At 26.4% G+C, this 23,960-nt stretch carries 21 protein-coding genes; 10 read left to right on the top strand and 11 right to left on the bottom strand.

Annotation, left to right across the window (positions count from 1 at the left end):
• On the top strand, positions 1-501 hold the full coding sequence (locus BGI42_RS10420; protein WP_069680245.1) for a TspO/MBR family protein: 501 nt from the start codon (positions 1-3) through the stop codon (positions 499-501).
• A 157-nt stretch (positions 502-658) separates the two neighbouring features.
• Positions 659-2,815, top strand: coding sequence for a type IA DNA topoisomerase (locus tag BGI42_RS10415; RefSeq protein ID WP_069680244.1), 2,157 nt, complete (start codon positions 659-661; stop codon positions 2,813-2,815).
• A gap of 87 nt (positions 2,816-2,902) precedes the next feature.
• On the opposite strand, the gene BGI42_RS10410 is transcribed toward BGI42_RS10415, so the two are convergent.
• The 5 genes from BGI42_RS10410 to BGI42_RS10390 all read right to left on the bottom strand — a co-directional run bounded on the left by BGI42_RS10410 (position 2,903) and on the right by BGI42_RS10390 (position 6,835).
• Complete coding sequence (locus BGI42_RS10410; RefSeq protein WP_069680243.1) at positions 2,903-3,616, bottom strand: LrgB family protein; 714 nt, start codon at positions 3,614-3,616, stop codon at positions 2,903-2,905.
• Positions 3,600-3,986: a CidA/LrgA family protein gene (locus BGI42_RS10405; RefSeq protein WP_069680242.1), complete on the bottom strand. Its 387-nt coding sequence runs from the start codon at positions 3,984-3,986 to the stop codon at positions 3,600-3,602. Before BGI42_RS10405 ends, BGI42_RS10410 begins: the two co-directional genes overlap by 17 nt.
• 238 nt (positions 3,987-4,224) lie before the next feature.
• Positions 4,225-5,025: an ABC transporter permease gene (locus BGI42_RS10400; protein WP_069680241.1), complete on the bottom strand. Its 801-nt coding sequence runs from the start codon at positions 5,023-5,025 to the stop codon at positions 4,225-4,227.
• On the bottom strand, positions 5,018-5,785 hold the full coding sequence (locus BGI42_RS10395; RefSeq protein WP_069680240.1) for an ABC transporter ATP-binding protein: 768 nt from the start codon (positions 5,783-5,785) through the stop codon (positions 5,018-5,020). Before BGI42_RS10395 ends, BGI42_RS10400 begins: the two co-directional genes overlap by 8 nt.
• Before the next feature lie 21 nt (positions 5,786-5,806).
• Positions 5,807-6,835 (bottom strand): ABC transporter substrate-binding protein, encoded by a 1,029-nt coding sequence (locus BGI42_RS10390; RefSeq protein WP_069680239.1) that lies wholly within the window; start codon positions 6,833-6,835, stop codon positions 5,807-5,809.
• A gap of 216 nt (positions 6,836-7,051) precedes the next feature.
• Between BGI42_RS10390 and BGI42_RS16575 the strand changes: the two genes are divergently transcribed.
• The 3 genes from BGI42_RS16575 to BGI42_RS10380 all read left to right on the top strand — a co-directional run bounded on the left by BGI42_RS16575 (position 7,052) and on the right by BGI42_RS10380 (position 9,225).
• The gene (locus BGI42_RS16575) at positions 7,052-7,291 is read left to right on the top strand and encodes a flavodoxin family protein (protein WP_338028389.1); all 240 of its coding nucleotides are present in this window, start codon (positions 7,052-7,054) and stop codon (positions 7,289-7,291) included.
• 8 nt (positions 7,292-7,299) lie between these two features.
• Positions 7,300-7,812 carry an EFR1 family ferrodoxin gene (locus BGI42_RS10385; RefSeq protein ID WP_338028388.1) on the top strand — a complete coding sequence of 171 codons (513 nt, stop codon included), beginning with the start codon at positions 7,300-7,302 and terminating at the stop codon, positions 7,810-7,812.
• A 186-nt stretch (positions 7,813-7,998) separates the two neighbouring features.
• On the top strand, positions 7,999-9,225 hold the full coding sequence (locus BGI42_RS10380; protein WP_069680238.1) for an MFS transporter: 1,227 nt from the start codon (positions 7,999-8,001) through the stop codon (positions 9,223-9,225).
• Between the two features lie 152 nt (positions 9,226-9,377).
• On the opposite strand, the gene BGI42_RS10375 is transcribed toward BGI42_RS10380, so the two are convergent.
• Complete coding sequence (locus BGI42_RS10375) at positions 9,378-10,535, bottom strand: dicarboxylate/amino acid:cation symporter (protein WP_105165924.1); 1,158 nt, start codon at positions 10,533-10,535, stop codon at positions 9,378-9,380.
• A 749-nt stretch (positions 10,536-11,284) separates the two neighbouring features.
• Entirely contained in the window at positions 11,285-12,169 is an 885-nt protein-coding gene (locus BGI42_RS10365) for a 5'-nucleotidase, lipoprotein e(P4) family (protein ID WP_069680237.1), read from the bottom strand.
• 283 nt (positions 12,170-12,452) lie between these two features.
• On the opposite strand from BGI42_RS10365, the gene BGI42_RS10360 reads away from it, so the two are divergent.
• From BGI42_RS10360 to BGI42_RS10350, 3 genes are all read left to right on the top strand, one after another.
• On the top strand, positions 12,453-14,243 hold the full coding sequence (locus tag BGI42_RS10360; RefSeq protein WP_069680236.1) for an N-acetylmuramoyl-L-alanine amidase family protein: 1,791 nt from the start codon (positions 12,453-12,455) through the stop codon (positions 14,241-14,243).
• A gap of 160 nt (positions 14,244-14,403) precedes the next feature.
• Positions 14,404-15,741 (top strand): MATE family efflux transporter, encoded by a 1,338-nt coding sequence (locus BGI42_RS10355; protein WP_069680235.1) that lies wholly within the window; start codon positions 14,404-14,406, stop codon positions 15,739-15,741.
• Positions 15,742-16,026: 285 nt separating this feature from the next.
• The gene (locus BGI42_RS10350; protein WP_069680234.1) at positions 16,027-16,365 is read left to right on the top strand and encodes an arsenate reductase family protein; all 339 of its coding nucleotides are present in this window, start codon (positions 16,027-16,029) and stop codon (positions 16,363-16,365) included.
• Positions 16,366-16,413: 48 nt separating this feature from the next.
• On the opposite strand, the gene BGI42_RS10345 is transcribed toward BGI42_RS10350, so the two are convergent.
• Together BGI42_RS10345 and BGI42_RS10340 are read right to left on the bottom strand one after the other, a co-directional pair.
• Positions 16,414-17,022, bottom strand: a complete 609-nt coding sequence (locus tag BGI42_RS10345; protein WP_069680233.1) for a flavin reductase family protein — start codon at positions 17,020-17,022, stop codon at positions 16,414-16,416.
• A 205-nt stretch (positions 17,023-17,227) separates the two neighbouring features.
• Entirely contained in the window at positions 17,228-18,505 is a 1,278-nt protein-coding gene (locus BGI42_RS10340) for a D-alanyl-D-alanine carboxypeptidase family protein (protein ID WP_069680232.1), read from the bottom strand.
• A 224-nt stretch (positions 18,506-18,729) separates the two neighbouring features.
• Between BGI42_RS10340 and BGI42_RS10335 the strand changes: the two genes are divergently transcribed.
• The gene (locus BGI42_RS10335) at positions 18,730-19,473 is read left to right on the top strand and encodes a polysaccharide deacetylase family protein (protein ID WP_069680231.1); all 744 of its coding nucleotides are present in this window, start codon (positions 18,730-18,732) and stop codon (positions 19,471-19,473) included.
• 68 nt (positions 19,474-19,541) lie between these two features.
• Here the strand turns inward: BGI42_RS10335 and BGI42_RS10330 are convergent, their stop codons facing one another.
• Together BGI42_RS10330 and BGI42_RS10325 are read right to left on the bottom strand one after the other, a co-directional pair.
• Positions 19,542-20,276, bottom strand: coding sequence for a type 1 glutamine amidotransferase (locus tag BGI42_RS10330; RefSeq protein ID WP_069680230.1), 735 nt, complete (start codon positions 20,274-20,276; stop codon positions 19,542-19,544).
• A 20-nt stretch (positions 20,277-20,296) separates the two neighbouring features.
• Positions 20,297-21,658 (bottom strand): Mur ligase family protein, encoded by a 1,362-nt coding sequence (locus tag BGI42_RS10325; RefSeq protein WP_069680229.1) that lies wholly within the window; start codon positions 21,656-21,658, stop codon positions 20,297-20,299.
• Positions 21,659-22,026: 368 nt separating this feature from the next.
• Between BGI42_RS10325 and BGI42_RS10320 the strand changes: the two genes are divergently transcribed.
• Entirely contained in the window at positions 22,027-23,799 is a 1,773-nt protein-coding gene (locus BGI42_RS10320) for a tetratricopeptide repeat protein (protein ID WP_069680228.1), read from the top strand.
• The last annotated feature ends 161 nt before the right edge of the window (positions 23,800-23,960 follow it).

The raw sequence follows: 23,960 nt of genomic DNA, 5'->3' as shown, positions 1-23,960 counted from the left end.
ATGAGAAATGAAAAAATTAAAACTAAAAAGATATTTTTTATACCTCTAATATTGTCTATAGGTATACCTTTATTTGTAGCTTGGATTATAAATATAATAATGCCTTACATGGGAGAGTTATATAAAAGTTTAAATAAGCCTTTTTTTGCACCACCAGAGGGCATTTTCCCTATTGTATGGACAGTAATCTATATATTGATGGGTATAGCCTGTTATAGGGTTTATATATTTAAATATAAGGGTATTGATACAAGCTCTGCTGTATTTACTTATTCCATACAATTATTATTAAATTTTTTATGGGTTTTTATATTTTTTGGATTAAGATTATATGGAATAGCTTTTATTGAGATTTTGATATTATTATTATTTGTTACTTTAACATTTATAAAATTTTATAATAAAGATAAGATTTCTGGATTTTTGTTTATTCCATATTTAATATGGATTATATATGCAGGAGTACTAAATTTTTATATATGGATGTTAAATGAGATGTAGTTTTTTAGAAATAAAATTAATAATTTAGATTTAATCAATTGTAACCAAGGTTAGTTGGAATGTACTAAAATGCAATCAACTAGCCTTATTTTTGTTTTAATGTTAATATATATGTTGGTAAAAGATATATTTAAGTATGATTTTAAGGAGGTAAGGCATGGCAAAGATAATTATTGCAGAAAAACCTTCTGTTGCAAAAAATATTGCAGATGCGTTAAATATAAAAATCAGAAAAGATGGTTATTTTAAAGGAGAAGATTATTATATTACTTGGGCTTTTGGACATCTTTTACAATTATATGACGCAAAAGACTATGATGAGAATATGAAGGGTTGGAGAATGGAAAAATTTCCGTTTATTCCTGAAGAGTTTCGATACAAAGTAAAATGCGATAGTATGGATAGAACAGTAGAAGATAAGGGTGCTGCAAAACAAATTAATATAATAAAATCTTTAATAGGGCAAGATGATGTAGATGGAGTTATATCTGCAACAGATTTTGATAGGGAAGGTCAAGTAATTGCAGATGAATTATTTAGTTATTTAAATATTCAAAAGCCAATATACAGACTATTATTAAATGAATGGACTCCAGATGAAGTTAAAAATGGTATGAATAATTTAAAAGACAATAAAGAAATGCAATTCTTACAAGATGCAGGGATTGGAAGACAATGGACTGATTGGGTAATTGGTATAAATTTAACTTCAGTTAGTACATTAAAATATAAATTTGAAGAGAACAAAACAATTAATATAGGTAGAGTATTACTACCAACATTAAAGATAATATATGATAGAGATAAAGAAATAGAAAATTTTAAGGCTACTACTTATTATAAATTAACATCTACTTTTAAAAATTCTAACAATGAAGAATTTAATGGATTATATTATGAAAAAGAAACAGAAAAATTTGAAGATAAAGGTGTTTTAGATAATATAGCAAAGTTATTAGATGGAACTAATGCTACTATAATTGATAAGCAAACTGAAAAGAAGAAGGACTACCCACCATATCTTTTTAATTTATCTAATTTACAGGGATACATAACAAGCAAATACAAAGGATGGACATCAGACAAAGTATTAAAGGTAGCACAAAGTCTTTATGAAAAGAAGTATACAACTTATCCTAGAACAGCAAGTGTGGTCTTAGAAGAGAGTTTAGAGGATAGAGCAAGGAAAGTATTAAATACATTAAAGGCAGGTTTACCTTATGAAAAAGATATTAAATTTGTAAAGAGTAAAAGGGTTTTTGATAATTCAAAAGTTGAAAGTCATAGTGCTATAACTCCAACATATATTAAACCAAGTGGACTTAGTAAAGATGAAGAAATAGTTTATAATGCTATTAAAAATAGATTTGTAATGCAATTTATGCCGATTGCAGAATTTGAAGAAACAAAAATACGCTTAAAGTCATCTAATGAAAAGGTAAAAGGTGAATTTATATCTAAGGGAAAAGTTCAGCTTGTAGAGGGGTGGAGAGTAGTTGAAAAAATAGATACTAAAGATACTATTCTTCCTATGGTAAATATAGAAGAAAAAGTTGATATAGTATCAAATAAAATAAATAAAGTCACAAAAAAGCCACCAAAGCACCATACAGAAAAAACATTACTTAGAGTTATGGAAACTTGTGGTAAGGGTATAGAAGGAAAAGAAGATTCTGATGAAATGATGCAATGTATTTTAAATGGATTTAGTATAGGAACTCCAGCTACTAGAGCTGAAACAATTAAAAAACTTAAAGATATCGGATATATAAAATCAAAAGGGAAAAGTCTTATATGTACTGAGCTTGGTAGAAATATAGTTGAAATATTTCCAGTTAAAGAACTTTTAGATCTTGAGTATACAGGTAGACTTGAAAGTACTTTATCTGATATAGAAAAGGGCAAATTTAAAAAAGGCGATTTTATGAATTTAATATATGATTTTACGAATAATGCTGTGGATAAGATAAAAAAAGATATTTCAGCATTATCAAGATTTAAGATTGAAATTCCAGAAGGTATAGAAGAAATAGGAAAATGCCCTGTATGTGGAAATCCAGTAGTGGAAACTGAAAAAAACTTCGGATGTACTAATTGGAAAAATGGATGTAAATTTACAATATGGAAAAATGATAAATATATCTTATCTTTTGGTAAGAAAGTTTCAAAACAAATGATTGCTTTATTACTTAAAAATGGAAAAGTAGGTTTTAGAAATTTAAAAAGTAAAAAAGGAAATACATTTTCAGCTTATTTTAGATATGAGAGAAATGAAAAAACAGGTTATTATAATTGGAAAATTGAGTTTATTTAAACGTAAAATAAAAAAGACGTTGCATAGATTTTGCAACGTCTTTTTTGTTAGATGCATACTATTTTTTGTAATAATAATTTATATTAACTATTTTATAAAACCATACATAAATAAGGCTATATGATAAGCTAATGGAGCCATAAATACTGTCATAAGCCCAGCAACACCTATTGAAAGACTGCTCATAGCACCTTCAGTGTCTCCAAGTTCTAAGGCTTTTGTAGTACCAACAGCATGAGCAGCAGTTCCGATTGAAATACCAATTGCTACTTTATCTTTAATTTTAAATAATTTACATATAGTAGGTCCAAATATGGCTCCTATAATTCCAGTAATTATAATTGCAAGTACAGTTACAGGAACTAGTCCACCTAACTGGCTACTTATTTCAATACCTATTGGTGTTGTTACAGATTTTGGAATTAAAGATTTTATTATAGTAGAATCTAAACCAACAAAATAAGAAATACCCATTACAGAAAACATACCTATGATACTTCCTATAAATACTCCAGAAAAAATAGCTATAGCATTTTTCTTGAGTAATTCTATTTGTTTATAAAGTGGAACAGCTAATACTACTGTTGAAGGTCCTAAAAACATATTAATAAATTGTCCACCTTCATTATAAGTATTAAAATCTATGTTAAATGCAAATAAGAAACAAATTATAAATGCAATTGCTATAAGTAATGGATTTAATAAGGCTATTCCTGTTTTTTTATTTATGAATATTCCTATTTCAAATGCAATTAAAGAAAGTACTAATCCAAATAAAATATTATTAATTATTATGTCCAATTATTCCACGTCCCTTTTTTTCATTTTTTGATTTCTTTGATACAAATTGAACTATTAAACCTGTAGAGGCTATAATTATCGTGGTTGTACATAAACAAACTACAAGTAATTTTAACCAATTAGATTTTATTATATTTAATGACGTCATAAGTCCTACTCCAGCAGGAATAAAGAAGAATGCTAAATGATCTAGTAAAAAATTTGATACATTTGAGATCTTATCAACTTTAATCACATTAAAACATAATAATAAGAATAATATAATCATTCCTAAAATATTACCTGGTACAGGTAATTTAAAGAAAGATGATAAAAATTCTCCTAGTAGATAGATAACTAAAATAACTAATGCTTCTTTAAATAATTTCATCTTTTCCTCCCCCAACTATATATTTAATTTTAAATTTATAAATATAATTATTAAACAATAAATTCACCTACTATAATTTATCACTTGTTGAGCAATAAGTAAAAGGTATATAAAGCCAAAATAATAAAAGATTTTCAGAAATAATTCTAAAAATCTTTTATTAGAGCAAGTAAAGGTATTTTTTCTACAAAAAACTCTTAATTATTAATTAATTTGAAGATTTAGACATGAAATCTAATTATTTTTCTAAAGACTTATTTTTAATTAAACGTTTTTCTGAAAAAGCCACTATTTCATACATTATAAAAGCAATTACAGAAAGTATTACTATACTCATCATAACCATATCTAATTGAGCAATTTGGCCACCATATACAATTAAAAAACCTAAGCCTTCTCTAGCTACTAAAAATTCACCCATTATCACACCAACCCATGATAATCCAACATTGATTTTTAGTGCAGATATAAATACTGGAATAGAGTAAGGAAAAATTAAATGTCTTAAGATTTGAAGTTTAGATGCCCTAAAAGTTTTCATTAACATGATTTTATCTCTATCTATTTCATTAAAACCACTTAATACACTTATAATTGTAGTAACAATAGAGATTAATAGAGCTATTACAATTATTGCAGTAGTACCATTACCAACCCAGAATATAATTATTGGTGCTAAAGCAACTTTAGGTAAGGCATTTAATACTACTAAATAAGGGTCTAATACTTTAGAGGCAAAAGGACACCACCATAGTATTACTGCAATGGCAGTTCCAAGAACAGTACCTAAAGTAAAACCTAGTATGGTTTCATAACATGTTACCCAAATATGGCGCATTAAGGTTCCATCATTATAAAAAGATAGGAGGGATTTATACATTCTAGAAGGAGTAGAAGTTAAGAATGGATCAATCCATTTTAAGTCACCTGCAATTTCCCAAAGAGCTATAAAAAGAACTAATATTAAAATTCTGGTAACTATAAGTTTTATTTTATTGTATTTTATTTTTTTTAAATACATATCATGTTCTTTACTCATTACTTTGATCAAGCTCCTTCCATAAATCATTAAAGTAACCTCTAAACTCTGGTTCTTTTCTTCTTTCAAAAGGAGTAATATCTTTTTTCGAGAATATTATATCTACATCTTTCTTTATCTGTGCAGGTCTTTGAGATAATACAAGAATTCGACTAGAAGTAGAAATAGCTTCTGAGATATCATGTGTTACCATTAGGGCAGTTTTCTTTTCCTTTTTTATTATTTTGAATACATCATCACATACTAAAAGTCTTGATTGATAATCTAAAGCTGAAAAAGGTTCATCTAAAAATAGTATTTCTGGGTTAAGAGCCAAAGTTCTTATAAGAGCAACTCTTTGTCTCATTCCTCCTGATAATTCACTAGGATAATGTTCTTTAAATTTTGATAATCCATAGGTTTGTAACAGTTCAGTTACTCTTTCTATAGCTTCTTTAGTGATTAGCTTTTTAATCTTTAATCCTATTAATACATTGTCCCATACATTTAGCCATTCAAATAAATGATCTTTTTGAAACATATAACCTATTTTATTTAAGTTGTTTTTTATATCTTCATTTTTATAAAGTATAGTTCCACTAGAAGCTTCTAATAATCCACTTATTATATTAAGAAGAGTAGATTTACCACATCCAGATGGTCCTAGTATTGATATAAATTCTCCATCATTTACTTCAAAACTAATATTATTTAATGCTTTAGTTTCACCCTTCAGTGAGTGATAATTCATAGATAAATTAGAGATTTTAAGCAAACTCAAAATAAATCACCAAAGTTAAATTTATTTAGTTGCTTTTTCAGCAAAACTATTATCTACAATTTTGTTAAAATCAGGTTTTGAAGGAATTAATGAATCATCATACTCTTGAATTATCTCTATTAATCTATTTAAATTTTCTTCTTTAATTGAAGGTTCATGAGCTAAAGCATCTATTTTATTGTAATTATTAATAACTCTTATTATTATATCTCTGTCAGTTCCAGGAAAGTATTTAATTATTGAATCAGCTATTTCTTCAGGTGTGTGTGAAAAATACCATTTTTGACCTTCATATATAGCTTTTGTGAATTTTGCTATTGTCTCTTTATTATTGTCTAAATATGATTTAGTTGTAAAGAAACAAGTATATGGAATAACTCCTGAGTTTTCTCCAATAGATGCAAGTATACTTCCACTACCTTCTTTTTCAAGCATTGAAGCAGTAGGTTCAAATAAAGCCACATAATCGCCAGTACCACCTTTGAATGCGCCAGAAGCAGCAGCAAAGTCTATATTAGTTATCATATTAACGTCAGTATTAGGAGTTATATTATTATTTTTCATAGCGTATTCTAAAGCCATAGCAGGAACCCCACCAGGTCTTCCACCAATAACTTCTTTTCCTTTTAATGTATTCCAATCAAAGTTTGATTCTTTATTTCTTCCTACTAAGAAAGAACCATCTTTTTGTGTAAGCCCAGCAAAGACTACAGGATAATCTTCTCTTCCTTGATTGTTAATATAAATTACTTGTTCAGGACCACAGAAGCCAATATCAGCATTTTTACTTAAAACAGCTTGCATAACTTTATCTGCTCCTTGTCCAGTTTGGAGATTGATAGCAATTCCTTCTTTTTCAAAGAATCCTTCACTTATAGCAACATACATTGGACCATAAAAAACAGAACGAGTAACTTCATTTAAGCGAACAGTAATTTTAGCATTTTCCTCTTGAGTTTTAGAAGTGTTATTAGAATTACAAGCAGTTAAAGAAAGAGTCAATGTAATAATCATAGCTAAAGAAAGTACTAGTTTTAAGCCTTTTTTCATTAAATTACATCTCCTATAAAGTAATAATTAGACCTAATGTGATTAAATTTGTTCAAAACTTTAAGTTACATCTTATTAAGTCTAAAGTCTTTCTGTTGTATATTATGAAATTTTATATAAAATAGTGTTAAACTTTGAAAATTAAGTGACGGTATTTTGGAAAATATGGTAAAATATTCACAAGGTATATAATAATTTATAAATGAGGTGATTTATATGGTTGGCATATATTTTAGTGGTACAGGAAATACAAAACATTGTATATCTAAATTTGTAAAAAAGTATAGTGCTGCTAATTCTATAATTTCAATAGAAGAACCATCTGTGGTTAATGAAATAAAGAAAAATGATTTTATTGTATTTGCTTATCCTATTTATTATAGCAATCTTCCAAAAATTATTAATGATTTTATTAAAGAAAACAAAAAAAATTTAAGGATAAAAAAATTTTTATAATTGTTACAATGGGACTTTTTAGTGGAGATGGAGCAGGATGTTCAGCACGTTTATTTAAAAAATATGGTGCAAAAGTTGTAGGTGGACTTCACTTAAAAATGCCTGATTGTATTTGTGATGTAAAATTATTGAAGAAATCATTAGAACAGAATAAGCAGATTATAAAAGAAGCTGATGAGAAAATTAATGATGCTGTGAAAAGATTAAAAGAGGGAAGGCCTCCCAAAGAAGGTATTAATGCTTTTTATCATATTGCAGGATTGTTTGGTCAGCGATTATGGTTTTTTAATAAAACAAAAAATTATTCTGATAAATTAAAGATAGAAAAAACGAAGTGTACAAGTTGTGGCCTTTGTGTAAAATTATGTCCAATGGGTAACCTCAAATTACTAAATGGTAAAATTGAAGTAAAAGAAAAATGTACTATGTGTTATAGATGTATAAGCAGTTGTCCAAAACAAGCAATTACTTTATTAGGAAAGAAAGTACATGAACAATATAGAGTTGATAATTATTTATAATATTAAAAAAACATACTATGGATTTTTATTGTTTAAGATTTAATAATTTAAAATATATTATGATGCGAAATATAAATTTAATAGGTAATTTATTTTCAGAGTATATGTGAAAATGTAGAATTATATTAAAGAATTGTTTTAGAAAAAACGTAGTAAGAACTAAAATTATAGTATAAGAGGTGTTATATGAAAAATAATTATAAAAAGACTATGTATGCTAGTTATGTAGGATATATTACTCAAGCAATTGTAAATAATTTTGTACCATTATTATTTTTAACCTTTCAAAGGGAATTTAAAATATCCTTAGATCAAATTAGTTTGCTTGTTACCCTTAATTTTGGCACACAGATTTTCGTTGATTTTTTATCAGCACGATATGTAGATAAAATAGGTTATCGTGTATCAATAGTTGGTGCTCATATTTTTTCAGCATTAGGGTTAATTGGCTTAGGTGTATTTCCATACATATTTTCTAATCCTTTTATTGGGCTAGTAATTTCTATTATATTATATGCAATTGGTGGTGGGATAATTGAGGTTCTAATAAGCCCAATTGTAGAAGCATTACCTAATGATGCAAAAGCTTCTGCAATGAGTTTACTCCATTCATTTTATTGCTGGGGACATGTATTTGTTGTAATTATTTCTACCATTTATTTTGTCATATTTGGAATAAATAAATGGAATTATTTAGCTATAATTTGGGCTACTATTCCATTTATAAATGCTATATGCTTTACAAGAGTGCCTATTAATATATTTGGTGAAGAAGAAATAAAGCTTCCTATGAAAAGCATATTTAAGCTTAAATATTTTTGTTTATTTTTGTTGTTAATGATATGTTCAGGTGCAGCTGAACAAGCTATGAGCCAATGGGCATCTGTTTTTGCAGAAGCAGGACTTAATGTTTCAAAAACAATTGGTGATTTATTTGGGCCATGCTTATTTGCAACTCTTATGGGAGTGTCTCGTGCATTTTATGGAAATTTTGGTGAAAAAATTAATTTAGAAAAATTTATTTCATTTAGTAGTATGCTTTGTGTAGTTAGTTATTTTATTGCAGTATTTGCTCCGATTTCTATTGTATCATTAATTGGATGTGGACTATGTGGTTTATCAGTTGGTATTATGTGGCCAGGTGTGTTTAGTTTATCTGCCAAATATTGTCCACAAGGTGGTACAAGTATGTTTGCATTTCTTGCATTAGCTGGGGATGTAGGTTGTGCTGTAGGTCCAGGATTAGTTGGAATGGTTTCTAGCTCAGTTGAAAAGGAGAGTTCTAATATTATAAATTTCATATCTAATATTAGTACAAATAACGTTGGATTAAAAGTAGGATTATTATGTGCTATTGTTTTTCCAATTATCATGCTTTTTAGTATAGGTGTACTAAAACATAAGAGAACTTAATCTAATATAAAAAGTTAAATATTTAAGCTTTTATTAAAGTATAAGTTTTTCAAAATATGAAGTTATGCTTTAACTAAATATTATATTTTAAAAGAGACAATAAACATATTGACTTATACGTTTACGGTCTCTTTTATATATTATTATAAAAATTATTTTTTACTTCTTATTCTTGTAAGCATTAAGGCAATAGCTCCATCTCCTGTTACATTACATGCTGTTCCAAAACTATCTTGAAGTGCGAATATAGTTAATATAAGAGCAGTTCCAGCTTCATTAAATCCAAGTATACCTGTAATAAGTCCTAATGAAGCCATAACAGTTCCACCTGGAACCCCTGGTGCACCTATAGCGAATATTCCAAGTAATACTATAAATAGAATCATAGTTGAAATATTAGGTAAATTACCATATAGAATTTGTGAAACTGTCATTATAAAGAATACTTCTGTTAAAACTGATCCACATAAATGTATATTTGAACATAAAGGTATGGCAAAATCCACAATATCTTTTGTTATAATTTTAGATTTTTTAGCACATTTTAATGCAACCGGCAATGTTGCTGCACTTGACATTGTACCAACAGCAGTAAAATAAGCTGGACCATAATTTTTAAAAACTTGCCATGGATTTTCTTTTGATATAATTCCAGCAATTGAATATAGAATAGTAAGCCAAATAAAATGTCCGATAATTACTATAATTACAACCTTAAAGAAAATAGGCAATTGTTTACTTATACCACCTTCATAAGCTAAACATGCAAAATTTGTAGCAATAAATAAAGGTAGTATAGGAATTATAATTTTTTCAACAATACTTAATATTATATTTTGAAATTGTTCTAATAATTTTTCAACTAAATCAGATTTAGTCCATGCTGTTGCTAGTCCTAAGAATAGTGCCAGTATTAATGCACTCATAACACTCATAATTGGTGGTATGTCAAGTTTAAAAAGCAATTCAGGTAATTTTTTTGTTACAGTATTATTAGAAATTATTGATAATTTAGGGATAATACTATATCCTGCAAACATAGAGAAAATTGCTGCAAATACAGAAGATGAATATGCAATTACTACTGCATAGCTTAGTAATTTACTAGCATTTCCTTTAAGTTTTGAAATAGAAGGTGCAATAAAACCTAATATTATTAATGGTATAGAAAAGAATATTATTTGTCCAAGCACGTACTTAATAGTAGATATAATTTGAATTAAATTAGTGCTAGAATAAGTTCCTATTAACACACCTATTAGTACAGCTATAACTAGTTTGAAAATAAAGTTATTAAAAAGTTTTTTCATTGTTAAATTCCCCTTTTTATTAATATGTATAAAATGTATAAAAAAACTTCCACCTCTTAATTACAGAGGCAGAAGTTATATACTCCGCGGTTCCACTCTGTTTATATGTATATTTAAAATACATATAACTCGTTCTAATTAGATACAAACATATCATAACACTATAACGGGTGTTTAACCGATTTGATCTACTTAGCTTTAGCTTTTCGAAAAAATAGCTCATAGATGCACTCATTGATAAATTACTTTAAAGTCTTTTTCAGCAAATAAGACTATCTCTGTGTAAAGTATATATATCTACTTTTCTAATCATTGCATTTAATTCTTATCGTTTTACTATGATATAGTATAAACAATTTTAGTTTTTAAGTCAATACTATTATCCACATTTTACATAATTTTCTTTTTAACAAGTCAAATGCTTATAAAGAAGAAGTATTCTAGATGAAATATTTATTACATTGAATATTTTAATAAAATAATATTGACAATTTTAATTATGTAACATGTAATAAACGAGCAAATTGTTTATAGTAGTTTTATGTAGATACTTGTGTATTGAATATATGCGTTTTTACCTCAGTTGGATAGAGTAACGCCTCTCTAAGGTATGGATTAGGGGGTTGAATCTCTTAAAACGCATCATTTTAATTTATTAGGAATTATATAAGTAGTAGATTAGTTATTTTATGTAAATAAACTAATCTACTATTTTTATTAATTAATTTTCCATTTTAGGATTTTTTTATTTAATTATTATTTTCATTAGATGTCCAAGTTTTTAAGTGTAATTTTCTTACATTATCTTTTTCAGCTGGACTTAATTTAAAATAATCTTTAGCAAGAGCACTTTCCCAATGTCCATATACTGGATTTGGTAATATTAAAAAATGTGTTCCAAAATTATTTTTGTTTACATCAACTAATTGATTTCTGTCTTCTACATCTTTACCGTAAGAGTTTATAGGAAAATCACCAGCATCATCTCCCATATATATTATTACATTGTAGTCTTTGATTATTTCATCCATCCTAGGTTGTTTATTACTACTATCAGTTTTCAAACGCATATGTTTTTTATCTACACATGGATAGCCTAATTTTTTTAGATTTTTAATAGTTCCATCAAGGCAAGTTTTTTCATTTCTACCGGTCACATAGAATATTTCAACACCTTTATCAGCAGCATAATTCAAAAATTCTTTTGCTCCAGGCATGGCTTTTGCATCAGCATGATCTACCCATTGTGTCCATGTTTTTTCACTATAACCAGCTTTTTGACCTATTAAACCTGCTTCATATTCGTTATTATCAATAACAGCTTCATCACAATCAGTAATTATTGCTAAAGGTTTGTCACCTTGTTTAAAATTTGAGGCAGCTTCATTTACAATTGTTTTCCCGGTATTGTAAGCTTGATAACATAATGCTCTGTATTCAGCAGAAGATTGCATCCAAGTTACTCCCATAACTAGTTGTTCATTTAAATCTTTTAAGTCATAAGAAGATTCTGAAGTTACTTTTTGATTAGTGTCTTTATCTTGTGTAGTAGTTGCTAATGCCGGTACAGAAGATGACATAAGTACAAGGCTTAGTGCCATAGACATTATAAATTTCTTTTTATTTTTTAACATAATAAAAACCTCCTATTTCCAAATAATACCATATATAATATATATTCTAAGTATTTAATTTTTTTCCTTCATTTGAGTTTAATTATTTTATATAAGATTAAATTAATTTTTAATAAGTTTTGTGTTATTTAAAAGGTATGAAAAAATTTTCCAATAATGTTATAATTATATGAAAGGTGTATATAATTAAATTATTAAGTATTATTAAACTTATATTTTTATTTATACATAGTACAAATAAAAAATTACATTTTAATGGTAAGAAAAGACAGGGGAGATATTAATGAAAAAAAATATGCATTCAAAGACTATAGCATTAGTTCTTGCAGCTATAACTGGAATGCAAGCAGGAGCAATTGTACCAAATTCCACACTTTTTAATGTTAAAGCCTATGCTGATGAAGCTAGTACAGTTAATGAAGTTAATCAAAAGATAGAGCCATATTCAAATGTTAAAGGAACAGGAATAAATGTAACTACTACAACATCAGGAACTATAACTATTAATTTGCCTAATAATTTTAATACTGAACAAAGCAAAAAATTAGGAGGTTTAAAAGGAACTATTGATTCAACAGCTAACACTGCCTATATAGGGGTGAAACTTATTACTCCAGCAAGTATTAAACCATCTAAAATAAAAGATTTATCTTCTAACAAAGAATATGTATTATTATCTGGTTCAAATGAAGTAAAGGGTGGAAGTTACATTAAATATATACCTGTAGCAATCAAAAAAGGAAGTGTATGGGAGCCGACAGTAAATACTTATAAAAATGACTTATATAAATATGAGTGGCTTAATGATAAAAATGAAGTTTTAGTAAAAACATCATTAAAAGTAGTTGTTCAAAGAGAAAAATATGCTACAGTATCAATTTCAGGAAGTGAAAGAGTTGGAAGAGAATTAGAGGCTAATGTAACAGCTTATAAAAATGGTAAGATTATATCTCCAGATAAAGTAAAGTATCAATGGTATAGATCAAAGCATAAAGATGAAGACTTTAGTAAAATATCTGGTGAAACAGATAATGAATATAAATTAAGAAGTAGTGATGAAGATAAGTATATAAAAGTAGAAGTAATAGTTACTATAGATGGTGAAGAAGTAAAAGTAATGAGTGATAGAACAAGTAGTATTGATGAAAAAAGATCTTCAAGGCATCATAGATCATCAGGTAGGGGATCAGGAAGTACTGTTGATACTGATAGAATAAATGATAAAATTGAAGACTCACGAGCTGATAATATATCTTATGATGTTTCAGATTATCCAAAGGTAGAAAAGGATGTTTTTGAATGTTTAAAGGATAATGATGATAAGACCTTAATTCTTGAAGGTGATGATTATAGTTGGACTTTTGATGGAGATGATATTGACAATGTTTCAGAAATGGATAATAAGCTAGATACAACTATTGATACAACTTCTCCTAATGAATCAGAAATAAAAAATATTTTAAATGGAGTAAATGTAGTTAATTTATATTTAAAATATGACGGGAAATTACCTGGAAAAGCAAAGATTGAAGCTGAAATAGGTTCTAAATATAATGGTAAAAATATGTATGTTTATTACTATAATAAAAATACAAAATCATTAGAGTTAGTTGAATCAGATGTTAAAGTAAAATATGATAAAGTGTCATTTACAATAACTCATTGCTCAGATTATGTATTAAGTGAAACTCCTCTTTCAACTACAGTATCATTTAATGAAGGATGGAGTATGTTTAATAATAGTAATTGGCAATATATAGTAGGTGGAAAAAGGATTACTGGATGGAACTTTATAAATGGAAGATGGTACCATATGGATTCTTTTGGAATAATGCAAAGAGGATGGGTTAATTTAAATGGTTCTTGGTATTATTTAAACTATAACGGTGATATGGTAATTGGATGGAAAAATATAAATGGTAAATGGTATTATTTAAGTGAAGATGGAAAAATGCTAACAGGTTGGGTTTGTTATAGTGGCAAATGGTATTATTTAGATTATTCAGGAGCAATGGTTAGTAATACAACTATTAATGGATATAGATTAGGTTATAATGGAGCTTGGATAAGATAAAAGTATATAAAGTACAAAATAATCATATATTTAATTATAAATCTCAAAGGATGAAATATATTTTAAATTTCTCCTTTGATTTTTTTTATTATATTTAGAAAAAAAATTTTTATTATAAATAAACGATACAATAATTAAGAAGTTTGAAAGAAGGAGTTAAATGGTAAGGGATATGACAAAGGGTAAACCTGGAAAAATAGTACTTTTATTTGCTATTCCAATGGTTATAGGAAATATATTTCAACAAGTTTACAATATTGTAGATTCTGTAATTGTAGGAAATTTTATAGGAGCAAATGCATTAGCTGCTGTAGGTGCATCATATCCTATGGCTTTTTTATTTATAACAATTGCTACAGGAGCAAGTATTGGTTGTTCAGTTATAATATCTCAAATGTTTGGTGCAAAGCAAATAGGTGATATGAAAACTGCAATTTATACATCAATCATATCCATAACAATATTTAGCACAATATTAATGATTTTAGGAATAACTACAAGTAATTCTGTACTACAAATTCTGAAAACTCCAGAGGAGATATTAACAGATGCCGATAATTATATGAAAATATATATGATAGGAGTAGTTTTTTTATTTGTTTATAATATTAATACAGGAGTATTTAATGCTTTAGGAAATTCTAAAATACCATTGTATTTTTTAATCTTTTCTTCTATTTTGAATGTGGTATTGGACTTTTTATTTGTAGTAAAGTTTAAAAGTGGAGTAGTAGGAGCTGCATATGCAACTTTAATAGCTCAAGGAATTTCTGCAATGGCTTCATTAACCTATCTTTTAATAAAATTAAAAAGAATAAAAGATGATGATATATATAGAATATTTGATATCTATATATTAAAAAAAATTTGTAAGATAGCTATACCATCAATAATACAACAGGCAATAGTATCAATAGGAAACTTATTTGTTCAAGTGTTAGTGAATACTTATGGCGTTGTAACTATTGCAGCATATACATCAGCAACAAGAATAGATTCTATAATCATTATGCCTATGGTTAATATAAGTAGTGCAGTATCTACATTTACAGCTCAAAATATTGGAGCAGGCTTAATAGAGCGTGTAAAAAACGGATATAAAGCTGCTTTGAAGATGATAGGAATATTTTGTTTTATTATTGCAATTTTATTACATGAATATGCTGAAAATGTAATAGGAATATTTATTGATTCAGATATTAATAAGGAAGCTATTAATATAGGTATACAATACATTACAGTGGTTTCCGTTTTTTATGTACTTATGGGAATTATGATAACGACAAATGGAGTGCTTAGAGGAGCAGGAGATATTAAAGTATTTATGATAAGTACATTATGTAATTTATCATTAAGAGTAATAGCTGCATATGTTTTATCATATTTTATTGGGTCAAAAGCCATATGGTGGGCTATACCTTTAGGATGGATATTAGCATCTACAATATCTGTATTGAGGTATAGAAGTGGAAAATGGAAAATGGGTAAGCTTGTATAAGAAATAAAATTTAATGCTTTGCAAGTATTTTATTTCTTGTAATTTTGATTTAAAATAAAATTGTAATTAAGATATATTAAAATAAATAAAAAGTCAAAGAGCAAAGAAGGTAGAATATTTTTTGAAATACATTAACGTAGGCTTTGTTAATAGTTGTGCTGTTAGTAGGTTCAAAGGAAGAATTAGTTTACAAAATAAACTAGCATACTGACTAGTTATTTATTTAAATTTGCCCAAATTTAGGATAAAGTAATATATTATAAAATTAAATGTAGGAGGATTGTAATGAATATACAGATATTTGGAATAAAGAAATGTTTTGATACAAAAAAAGCAGAAAGATATTTTAAAGAAAGAAGAATTAAATTTCAATTTATTGATTTAATGGAAAAAGGAATAAGTAAAGGTGAACTTAATAGTGTTTTAAATTCAGTATCAATTAATCATTTAATAAATAGTAAGTGCAAAGATTATAGTAAATTGAATTTAAATAATATAAGAAGTACTGATATAAAAAAAGAAATAGTATTAAAAAATCCTAAAGTAATAACTACTCCAATTGTAAGAAATGGTAAAGAGGCCACAGTTGGATATAATCCAGATGTATGGAACAATTGGGAATAAAAAATGCTTACATGATTAAATGAAGTCATGTAAGCATTTTTAGTAAGATTATTTAGATTTTTTTCTGAATTTCTTTTTTGAGGTTTTGTTTGTCTTTTTTCTTACGGAATAGCCAAATGATCCTAATGGTTTGGGATTAACTTCAAAATATTCTCCGTGATTATAACATATTAAATTTGCTTTATTAAATCCTATTTTACCATTTTCATCTAGTAGATTTTCATCTACTTTAACATTAACTACTTCTAGTAAGAATAAATCATGAGTACCTAATGGTGTTATAGATTTTAATTTACACTCAAGCGCAAATGGAGCATCTTCTAATGAAGGTGTATTTATTTTTACTCCTTCATTTAATTTTAAATTAAGAGTTTTTATTTTATCTTCTTTTTTTCCAGATCTAACTCCACAATAATCTACTATTTTAACCATTTGCTTATTTGGTAAATTAATAACACATTCTTCAGATTCTTTTATATAATCATAAGATAATCTTTCAGGTCTTACTCCCATTGCAAGAATAGGAGCTTTTGTACAAACTGTACTTATCCAACCAACAGTAAATACATTTATTTTTCCTTCTTTATTTTTAGAAGTAACAAGCACTACTGGTGTAGGATTTAACATAACACTACCTTTAAAATTTAATTTATTCATTTTCTTCACCTATTGTACTAATAAAATTTTAAAATATTTTTATTAAGGCATATGAGAGAATAAATAACAAGTGACAGATGCCACGAATATTTTGTTAAATACAATAACTTGGGTTCTGCTAATAGCATTAATATTAGTAGAACCCAAGAAAGTAGTAGTTCACAAAGTAAACTAGCATACTGACTAGTTATTCATTTGAATATACCTAATATCTTCTTCTGTAACGTCTTTTTCTATTATTTTTAGCCATATTTCTTATAAGTATTATTAATGTAATCATAATTATAGCAATTACTAAAACCGTTGAATATAATAATATATTGTCTTTTAATATTTTTCCTACAGAAATATCTATCATACCCTTAACTTCTTCAACGTGATTTCTAGTTGAATAAGTTAAATTAGTGTTCTTGTTAAATGCTAAATTCCAAGCACTATTATTTGAAGCATTATAAGTTATTGAAGATTCAGCATCATTAATATCATTTTTATAATACATAACATCTTGACTTAAAACTATAGGAACAGTAATTGTTCTTGTAGGTCCAAAAAAACCAAAAGATTTATATTGTAAATCAGTAGTACCTACTTCTTCATTAGTTTTTTTATAAATCTCTTTATTAGTAGAATAGCTATAATCAATAATAGAATCCATATCATTAAACTTAGTCATGTCGGCATTATTAATTTGTCTGCTTTTTAAAACAACACCTATTATTTTTCGACCATCTTTTTCATATACAGCAGCTAAACAACCGCCAGCAGCATTGGTAAATCCAGTTTTACCACCAAGATTTCCATTTTTACCTAATCCTAGGTTTCTATTTTCTAATATAATTCTAGAACCATTTATGTCTATAGGAGCTTCTTTTAGAGACATAGTTTCTCTTTCCCATGGATTTTCAAAAGCAGCTTTAGTTATTAAAGATAAATCATAAGCTGTTGTATAATGGTTTGGATCATGAAGTCCATTAGCAGTAATAAAGTTACTATTATTAGCTCCAAGTTCTTTGGCTTTTTTATTCATCAATTCTGAAAATGCTTCAGCACTACCAGCAACGTTATCTGCAATCATATATGCAGTATCATTTCCAGAGAAAAGTAATAATCCTTTCATAACATTATCAGCAAGCATTTTGTCTCCAATTTGCATTCTGTTGTGCATGTAATTTATATTTAATGAATATTCAGGTTGTTCCTTTGCTGATTGAGTGAATGTAATTTCAGAATTTTTTTCAAATTTTTCAGCTAATAATAAACCTGTTAATAATTTTGTAGTACTTGCAGGATACCTTTTACTATCAGCATCTTTAGTATAAATTATTTCACCAGTTTCATAATCCATAGTTAAAGCTGATTCAGCTTGAATACTAGGTAAACTTTGTGTAGTATTTTCAGTTGCATAACTTTTTACTGAAAAAGGAGCAAAGAGCGAAAGAGTAATAGTTAATGCAAGTGTTTTTAAGATTAAATTTCTTTTCAAGTAAAATCTCCCCATCTCTATTTAATAATATTTAAATCAACATAAGTATATCATTTATGCTATTTAATAACAATAAAATACAGGGGATAATATAGGTTTTTTATAAGCAAATCTTTTAAAAATACTTATTTTAACAGGATTTTTTAGTATTTACCTATAAATTACACCTATATATTTTATTTTTTGGAACAAACTATAAATAGGCTAAGAGAGGGGTGAAATATATGAAAAAATATCTTAAGTTTTTAGCATTATTTATTATTATTTTACTTTTTTTTAATACGTATAATATTAGTGCGTTAGATCAGACTCAAAAGAAAATTGTTTATTTAACATTTGATGATGGTCCATCACCTAACAATACAGAAAATATACTACAAATATTAAATAAAAATAATGTTAAAGCTACTTTTTGTATAGTTGGTTCTAATGCGTTGAAATATAAAGGGATTTTAAGACAATTAAATAAATATGATATGGGACTTATACCTCATTGTAATAATCATGAATACAAGAAACTATATTCATCTACAGAATATTACATAGATGATCTTGATAAATGTATTAGAATCATAAATGATGTTACAGGAAAAAATAGAAATTTTAGATTTGTAAGAATGCCAGGAGGATCAAGTAATACAGTAAGTGATTATCAAACTTTGCAGAATATAAAAATTGAATTAAAAAAAAGAGGAATAGATTATATAGATTGGAATATAGATTGTGGAGATACATGTGCAGCTATGGTATCTAAAGAAGAAATAACTAATAATATTGAAAGTAAAGCAGGTACTCATAATATAGAGATTATTTTAATGCACGATTTAGAAAATAAAGTTACAACAACTAATGCGTTACAACATATTATAAATAAATATAAAGATTTAGGATATGAATTCAAAACTTTTGATGAAATGGAACAGTGGGAAGTTGAATATTTAACAGATAGAAGAGTTATAAATAGGTAATTTGAAATATAAAAAAATAATATAGAATAATATTTAAGATTCAATATTGTTCTATATTATTTTTAAAATTAATTAGATGTTGAATTTAGTTTATCTTGAATAGATTTTTTTGCATTAATTTCAAAGTCATCATCTAAAGAATCTAAAGCAATTTCATCTCCATACTTATTTTTTAATGCTAAACTTAAAAGTTTATCTGCAAATTCTGGATTTTTAGAAAGGAAAGAACCGTGAAAATATGAGCAAAAAGTATTTTTGTATATACATCCTTCATATCCATCTTCTCCGTTATTTCCATATCCATGAATACATTTCCCAAGAGGTTTATGATTGTTTATGTAGGTTCTTCCGGAATGATTTTCAAAACCAACATAAGTTTGGTCAAATAATTCATTATAAATTTCTGTATTACCTATAAATCTTTTGTCTCCACCTTCAGTATAAATGTTTAATAAGCCTAAACCGTTTATTTTTTCTCCATTTGGAGCTGTATAATATTTACCTAATAATTGGTAACCACCACAAATAGCTAATAAAACTTTTCCTTCTTCAATATAAGATATTAAAGAATCTTTTTTTACGGTATTTAAATCATTAGATACTATTGATTGTTCATAATCTTGACCACCACCAAAAAATATGATATCTATTTGATCTTTATTAATAACATCATTTATAGAGACATTTATTAAATTTACTTTTATTCCTCTTTCTTCAGCTCTATGTTTTAAAATTAATACATTTCCTACATCACCATATACATTTAGCAAATCAGGATATAAGTGACAAATATTTAACTCCAAAGTATTTACCTCCTTTATAATTACCATAGTTTTTTGATGTAACCTTTTGAATGAAGGTATTTTCTATAATTTATCATAGCAGTATAAGTTGCTAATATATATACTTTATTAGCAGAAGAATTATTTTTAATTAACTCAGTTAATTTTTCATAATCTTCTTCTAATAAAAAACTATCCTTATTAAGTCCGGCAATTTTTAATCTTACAGCCATATCATACATTCTAGTACCAGATATAAATATATTTTTTATTGGAAGTGAAGATATTTTTTCAAAATTAACATCCCAAATCCATGAAATATCTCTTCCATCAGCATAATTATCATTTAATAAGAAAGTTGCTGAAAAATCATGTTTATTAAGACAAAGAGTATCTAATGCTTGATTATAACCAGCAGGATTTTTTACTAAAATTATTTCAGCATGTTTATTTCCAATGGTAATTTGTTCTTGTCTACCGAAACTTGAATTTTGGTTTTGTAAAGAATTTGCAATAACATCATCAGTAACTCCAAGTTCTTTAGCCACTGAATAAGCACATAAAGCATTATAAATGTTATAAGCTCCAGACTGACTTATTAAAATTTCAGTATCATTAATAAGAACAGAAGAGTTTTCAGGATTTAAATCAAATATTTTATTAACAGCATAATTTAGTTTTGGTCTTTTATATCCACATTCAGGGCAATAAAAATCACCAAGATGATTATAAGTTACAAAATTATAAGAATACCTTGCTTTACAAATTTTACAGAATTTCGAATCAGCATTTATATCAATAGAGGTATTTTCATTAATAGAAGTATTAAAACCATAATATAACATAGGGTTTTTTAAATCTAATTTTCCTAGTAATGATTCATCACCATTTAAAATTAATTTTGAATCTGGAACTTTAACAATACCTTCTAAAATCTTATTTAAAGTTGTATAAACTTCACCATATCTATCTAATTGATCTCTAAATAGATTTGTTATGGTTATTATTTCAGGAGAAATATGTTCGGTAATAAATTTAACATTTGCTTCGTCCACTTCAATTACAGCATATTTATTTTTAGGTTTACTAAAAAAATTATAATTAGATATAAAACAAGCTGTAATTCCAGGGTATAAATTGGCACCTGTATTATTAGTTATTACATCAAATCCATTTTCTCTTAAGACATTTGTTATCATACTAGTAGTAGTAGTTTTACCATTTGTACCAGTTATAAGAATTACTTTGTAACCATCACTAACTTTTTTTAGAATATTTTTATCAAATTTTAGTGCTATTTTACCAGGAAAAGTACTTCCCCCTTTTATTAGATGCTTTGAAAGAAATGCTATGCATTTAGCTGAAATTATACTTAAAATCGACTTAATATTTATTGTAGTCACCACCTAATTATTTTATTTAATAATATAAAATTTTATCATAAATCAGTTGTTAGGCATATGAAAATAAATAACAAATGAAAGGTGCGATGGATATTTTGTGAAATACAATGACTTAGATTTTGCTAATAGTTGTGCTATTAGTAGGTTCCAAGGAATAAGTAGTTCACAAAATAAACGAGTATACTCACTAGTTATCGATTTGAATGTGCCTTAATTTCATGAAAACAAATATAAGTATAGCACAAAATTTTTATATGCCAAGTAATTTAACATTTTTGAATATATCAATAAATGTAGATTTTTGTATAAAGGTTTGTTAAAATAGAAAGAAGGTTTAAATGTATTAGAAATATGTAAGGAGTGTACATATGGAAAACACAAATAAAAGTTCTTTTCTAAAAGGAATAATTTGTACATATAAAAAAATTGCTAAATCAAATAAATACTTTACTTCTATAATTACAATGATTTTAACTTTAGTAACCGCTCTTGGTATTGTTATTGTAGTAAAAAATTTAATGCCAGGCGAAGAAACTATAACAATAGGAACAAATCCAGCAGAAGAAGCTTTCTTTAATGGAAACTATAATTTAGCTATTGAAGAATATACAAAATTACAAGGTAAAAATCTTTGGCCAGAATATGATATGAAGATTGCAGAGATATATTCTATAAAAGGTGATTATGTAGAATCAAATGAATTAATAAGTAAAGTTTATGAAGCAAGAAACAAGTCAATAGATTCTAATAATAGGGAAGAATTAAAAGAACAAGATGAAAAAATTACTAATGAAGTGGTATTAACAAGTTTTATAAATGGTGAAAGTAAAAAGGCTATAGACTATGGAGAATTGTTTTTAAAAAATAATCCTACATATAAAACTTTAAAAAACACTATGTTTACCATTTATATCAGTAACAATGAAAAAGAAAAAGCAAAAGAAATCTTAAAAAGTTACGATAATTCAAATAGTGAAGAAGACCTTATAACTATTTCGAAAATGAATATCTTACTTGGAAATTGGGAAAATGGTTTAACTTTATTAAAAGATGCATGTGATAAAAATGAAGATCCATTGATTACTTTAGATGCTGTAAAACAACTATCACTATGTGATAAAGACAGAATAGTAAAAGAGATATTAAAATTACAAGATAAATATAACGATGAAAAAATATATAGAATATGGCTTGCTCAAATTTATTCATTAGATAAAAAAAATGTATCAAAAAGCATTGACATAATTAATAAATTAAAAAACGAAAATTTAAATGAAACAGAAAAGTTTAGTCTTGATTTTATAGAATATACTGCATATAAGAATATAAATGACAATAAGACTGCTATTAATTGTTTAAAAGAAATTATTGATAGAGATGATGAATCGTACATAAATTGGTATATGTTATCTTTATATGATTATGAATGTAGAAGATACAAAGATGCTTTTGAAAATGCTAAAAAATCTATATTACTAAATAAGGATTATCCTAATGTGTATGGAGAATTAATTCCAAACATATTATTAAAAGAATCTAAGAAAGCAGAAGAAGGAAAAATTGATAATACAATATCATATTTTAGAACTGCTTTGGAAAAAGAATTATTTAATCCAGAAATCTTAATAAATACAGCAAAGTATTATCAAGATATAGTTAAAGATTCAAATAAAGCCCTAGAATATTATGAACTTGCTTCTAAAATAGATTCTAAAAATCCTGATATATATTATAGTTCTGCATTGATAAAAATAAATAATCAAAGAGAAGATGAAGGAATAGAGTTATTAAATAAGAGTATTGAATTAGATAGTAGTAATGCAAAATACTATAGAATGTTAGGAAGCGTATACTTAAATAAAGGTAAAAATGAAAAAGCCATAAATGCTATAAGATCAGCTTATGCCATTGATGAAAATGACATAATAAATTTAAATAATGCAGGATATTATTATATATGTGTTGAAGGTGATGCTGATAGAGCTTTAGTTAATTTTAAAGCAGCTTACAAGGATATCAAGGAAGACACTGATAGTAAGGTAAAAGAGATGATAACTGATAATTATAATAGGATTAAAACATATAAAAAAGATAAAAGTAGTGTATTAACTATTTCTCAATTTAAATTAATAGAAAATTAATATTATTATATTTTAAAATCAGAAGAGTAATTCTCTGATTTTAAAATATATTTAAGGCATATGAAAATAAATAACAAGTCAAAGATGCGACAGAAATTTTGTAAAATATAATGACTTGGGTTATGCTAATAGTTGTGCTATTAGTAAGTTCCAAGGAAGAA

Origin of the sequence: Clostridium taeniosporum, from assembly GCF_001735765.2 — a bacterium.
GTDB classification, from domain to species: Bacteria; Bacillota; Clostridia; order Clostridiales; family Clostridiaceae; genus Clostridium; species Clostridium taeniosporum.
The sequence above is the reverse complement of the archived record's forward strand: the minus strand, read 5'-3'. Positions and strand labels throughout refer to the sequence as shown.

Bases quoted from the DNA above. Each gene is read 5' to 3' on its own strand.
- BGI42_RS10365 (WP_069680237.1), bottom strand. From the start codon at position 12,169: ATGTTAAAAAATAAAAAGAAATTTATAATGTCTATGGCACTAAGCCTT.
- BGI42_RS10345 (WP_069680233.1), bottom strand. From the start codon at position 17,022: ATGAATAAATTAAATTTTAAAGGTAGTGTTATGTTAAATCCTACACCA.
- BGI42_RS16575 (WP_338028389.1), top strand. From the start codon at position 7,052: ATGGTTGGCATATATTTTAGTGGTACAGGAAATACAAAACATTGTATA.
- BGI42_RS10355 (WP_069680235.1), top strand. From the start codon at position 14,404: ATGGTAAGGGATATGACAAAGGGTAAACCTGGAAAAATAGTACTTTTA.
- BGI42_RS10360 (WP_069680236.1), top strand. From the start codon at position 12,453: ATGAAAAAAAATATGCATTCAAAGACTATAGCATTAGTTCTTGCAGCT.
- BGI42_RS10405 (WP_069680242.1), bottom strand. From the start codon at position 3,986: ATGAAATTATTTAAAGAAGCATTAGTTATTTTAGTTATCTATCTACTA.
- BGI42_RS10350 (WP_069680234.1), top strand. From the start codon at position 16,027: ATGAATATACAGATATTTGGAATAAAGAAATGTTTTGATACAAAAAAA.
- BGI42_RS10420 (WP_069680245.1), top strand. From the start codon at position 1: ATGAGAAATGAAAAAATTAAAACTAAAAAGATATTTTTTATACCTCTA.
- BGI42_RS10385 (WP_338028388.1), top strand. From the start codon at position 7,300: ATGGGACTTTTTAGTGGAGATGGAGCAGGATGTTCAGCACGTTTATTT.
- BGI42_RS10375 (WP_105165924.1), bottom strand. From the start codon at position 10,535: ATGAAAAAACTTTTTAATAACTTTATTTTCAAACTAGTTATAGCTGTA.
- BGI42_RS10320 (WP_069680228.1), top strand. From the start codon at position 22,027: ATGGAAAACACAAATAAAAGTTCTTTTCTAAAAGGAATAATTTGTACA.
- BGI42_RS10335 (WP_069680231.1), top strand. From the start codon at position 18,730: ATGAAAAAATATCTTAAGTTTTTAGCATTATTTATTATTATTTTACTT.
- BGI42_RS10400 (WP_069680241.1), bottom strand. From the start codon at position 5,025: ATGAGTAAAGAACATGATATGTATTTAAAAAAAATAAAATACAATAAA.
- BGI42_RS10380 (WP_069680238.1), top strand. From the start codon at position 7,999: ATGAAAAATAATTATAAAAAGACTATGTATGCTAGTTATGTAGGATAT.
- BGI42_RS10415 (WP_069680244.1), top strand. From the start codon at position 659: ATGGCAAAGATAATTATTGCAGAAAAACCTTCTGTTGCAAAAAATATT.
- BGI42_RS10390 (WP_069680239.1), bottom strand. From the start codon at position 6,835: ATGAAAAAAGGCTTAAAACTAGTACTTTCTTTAGCTATGATTATTACA.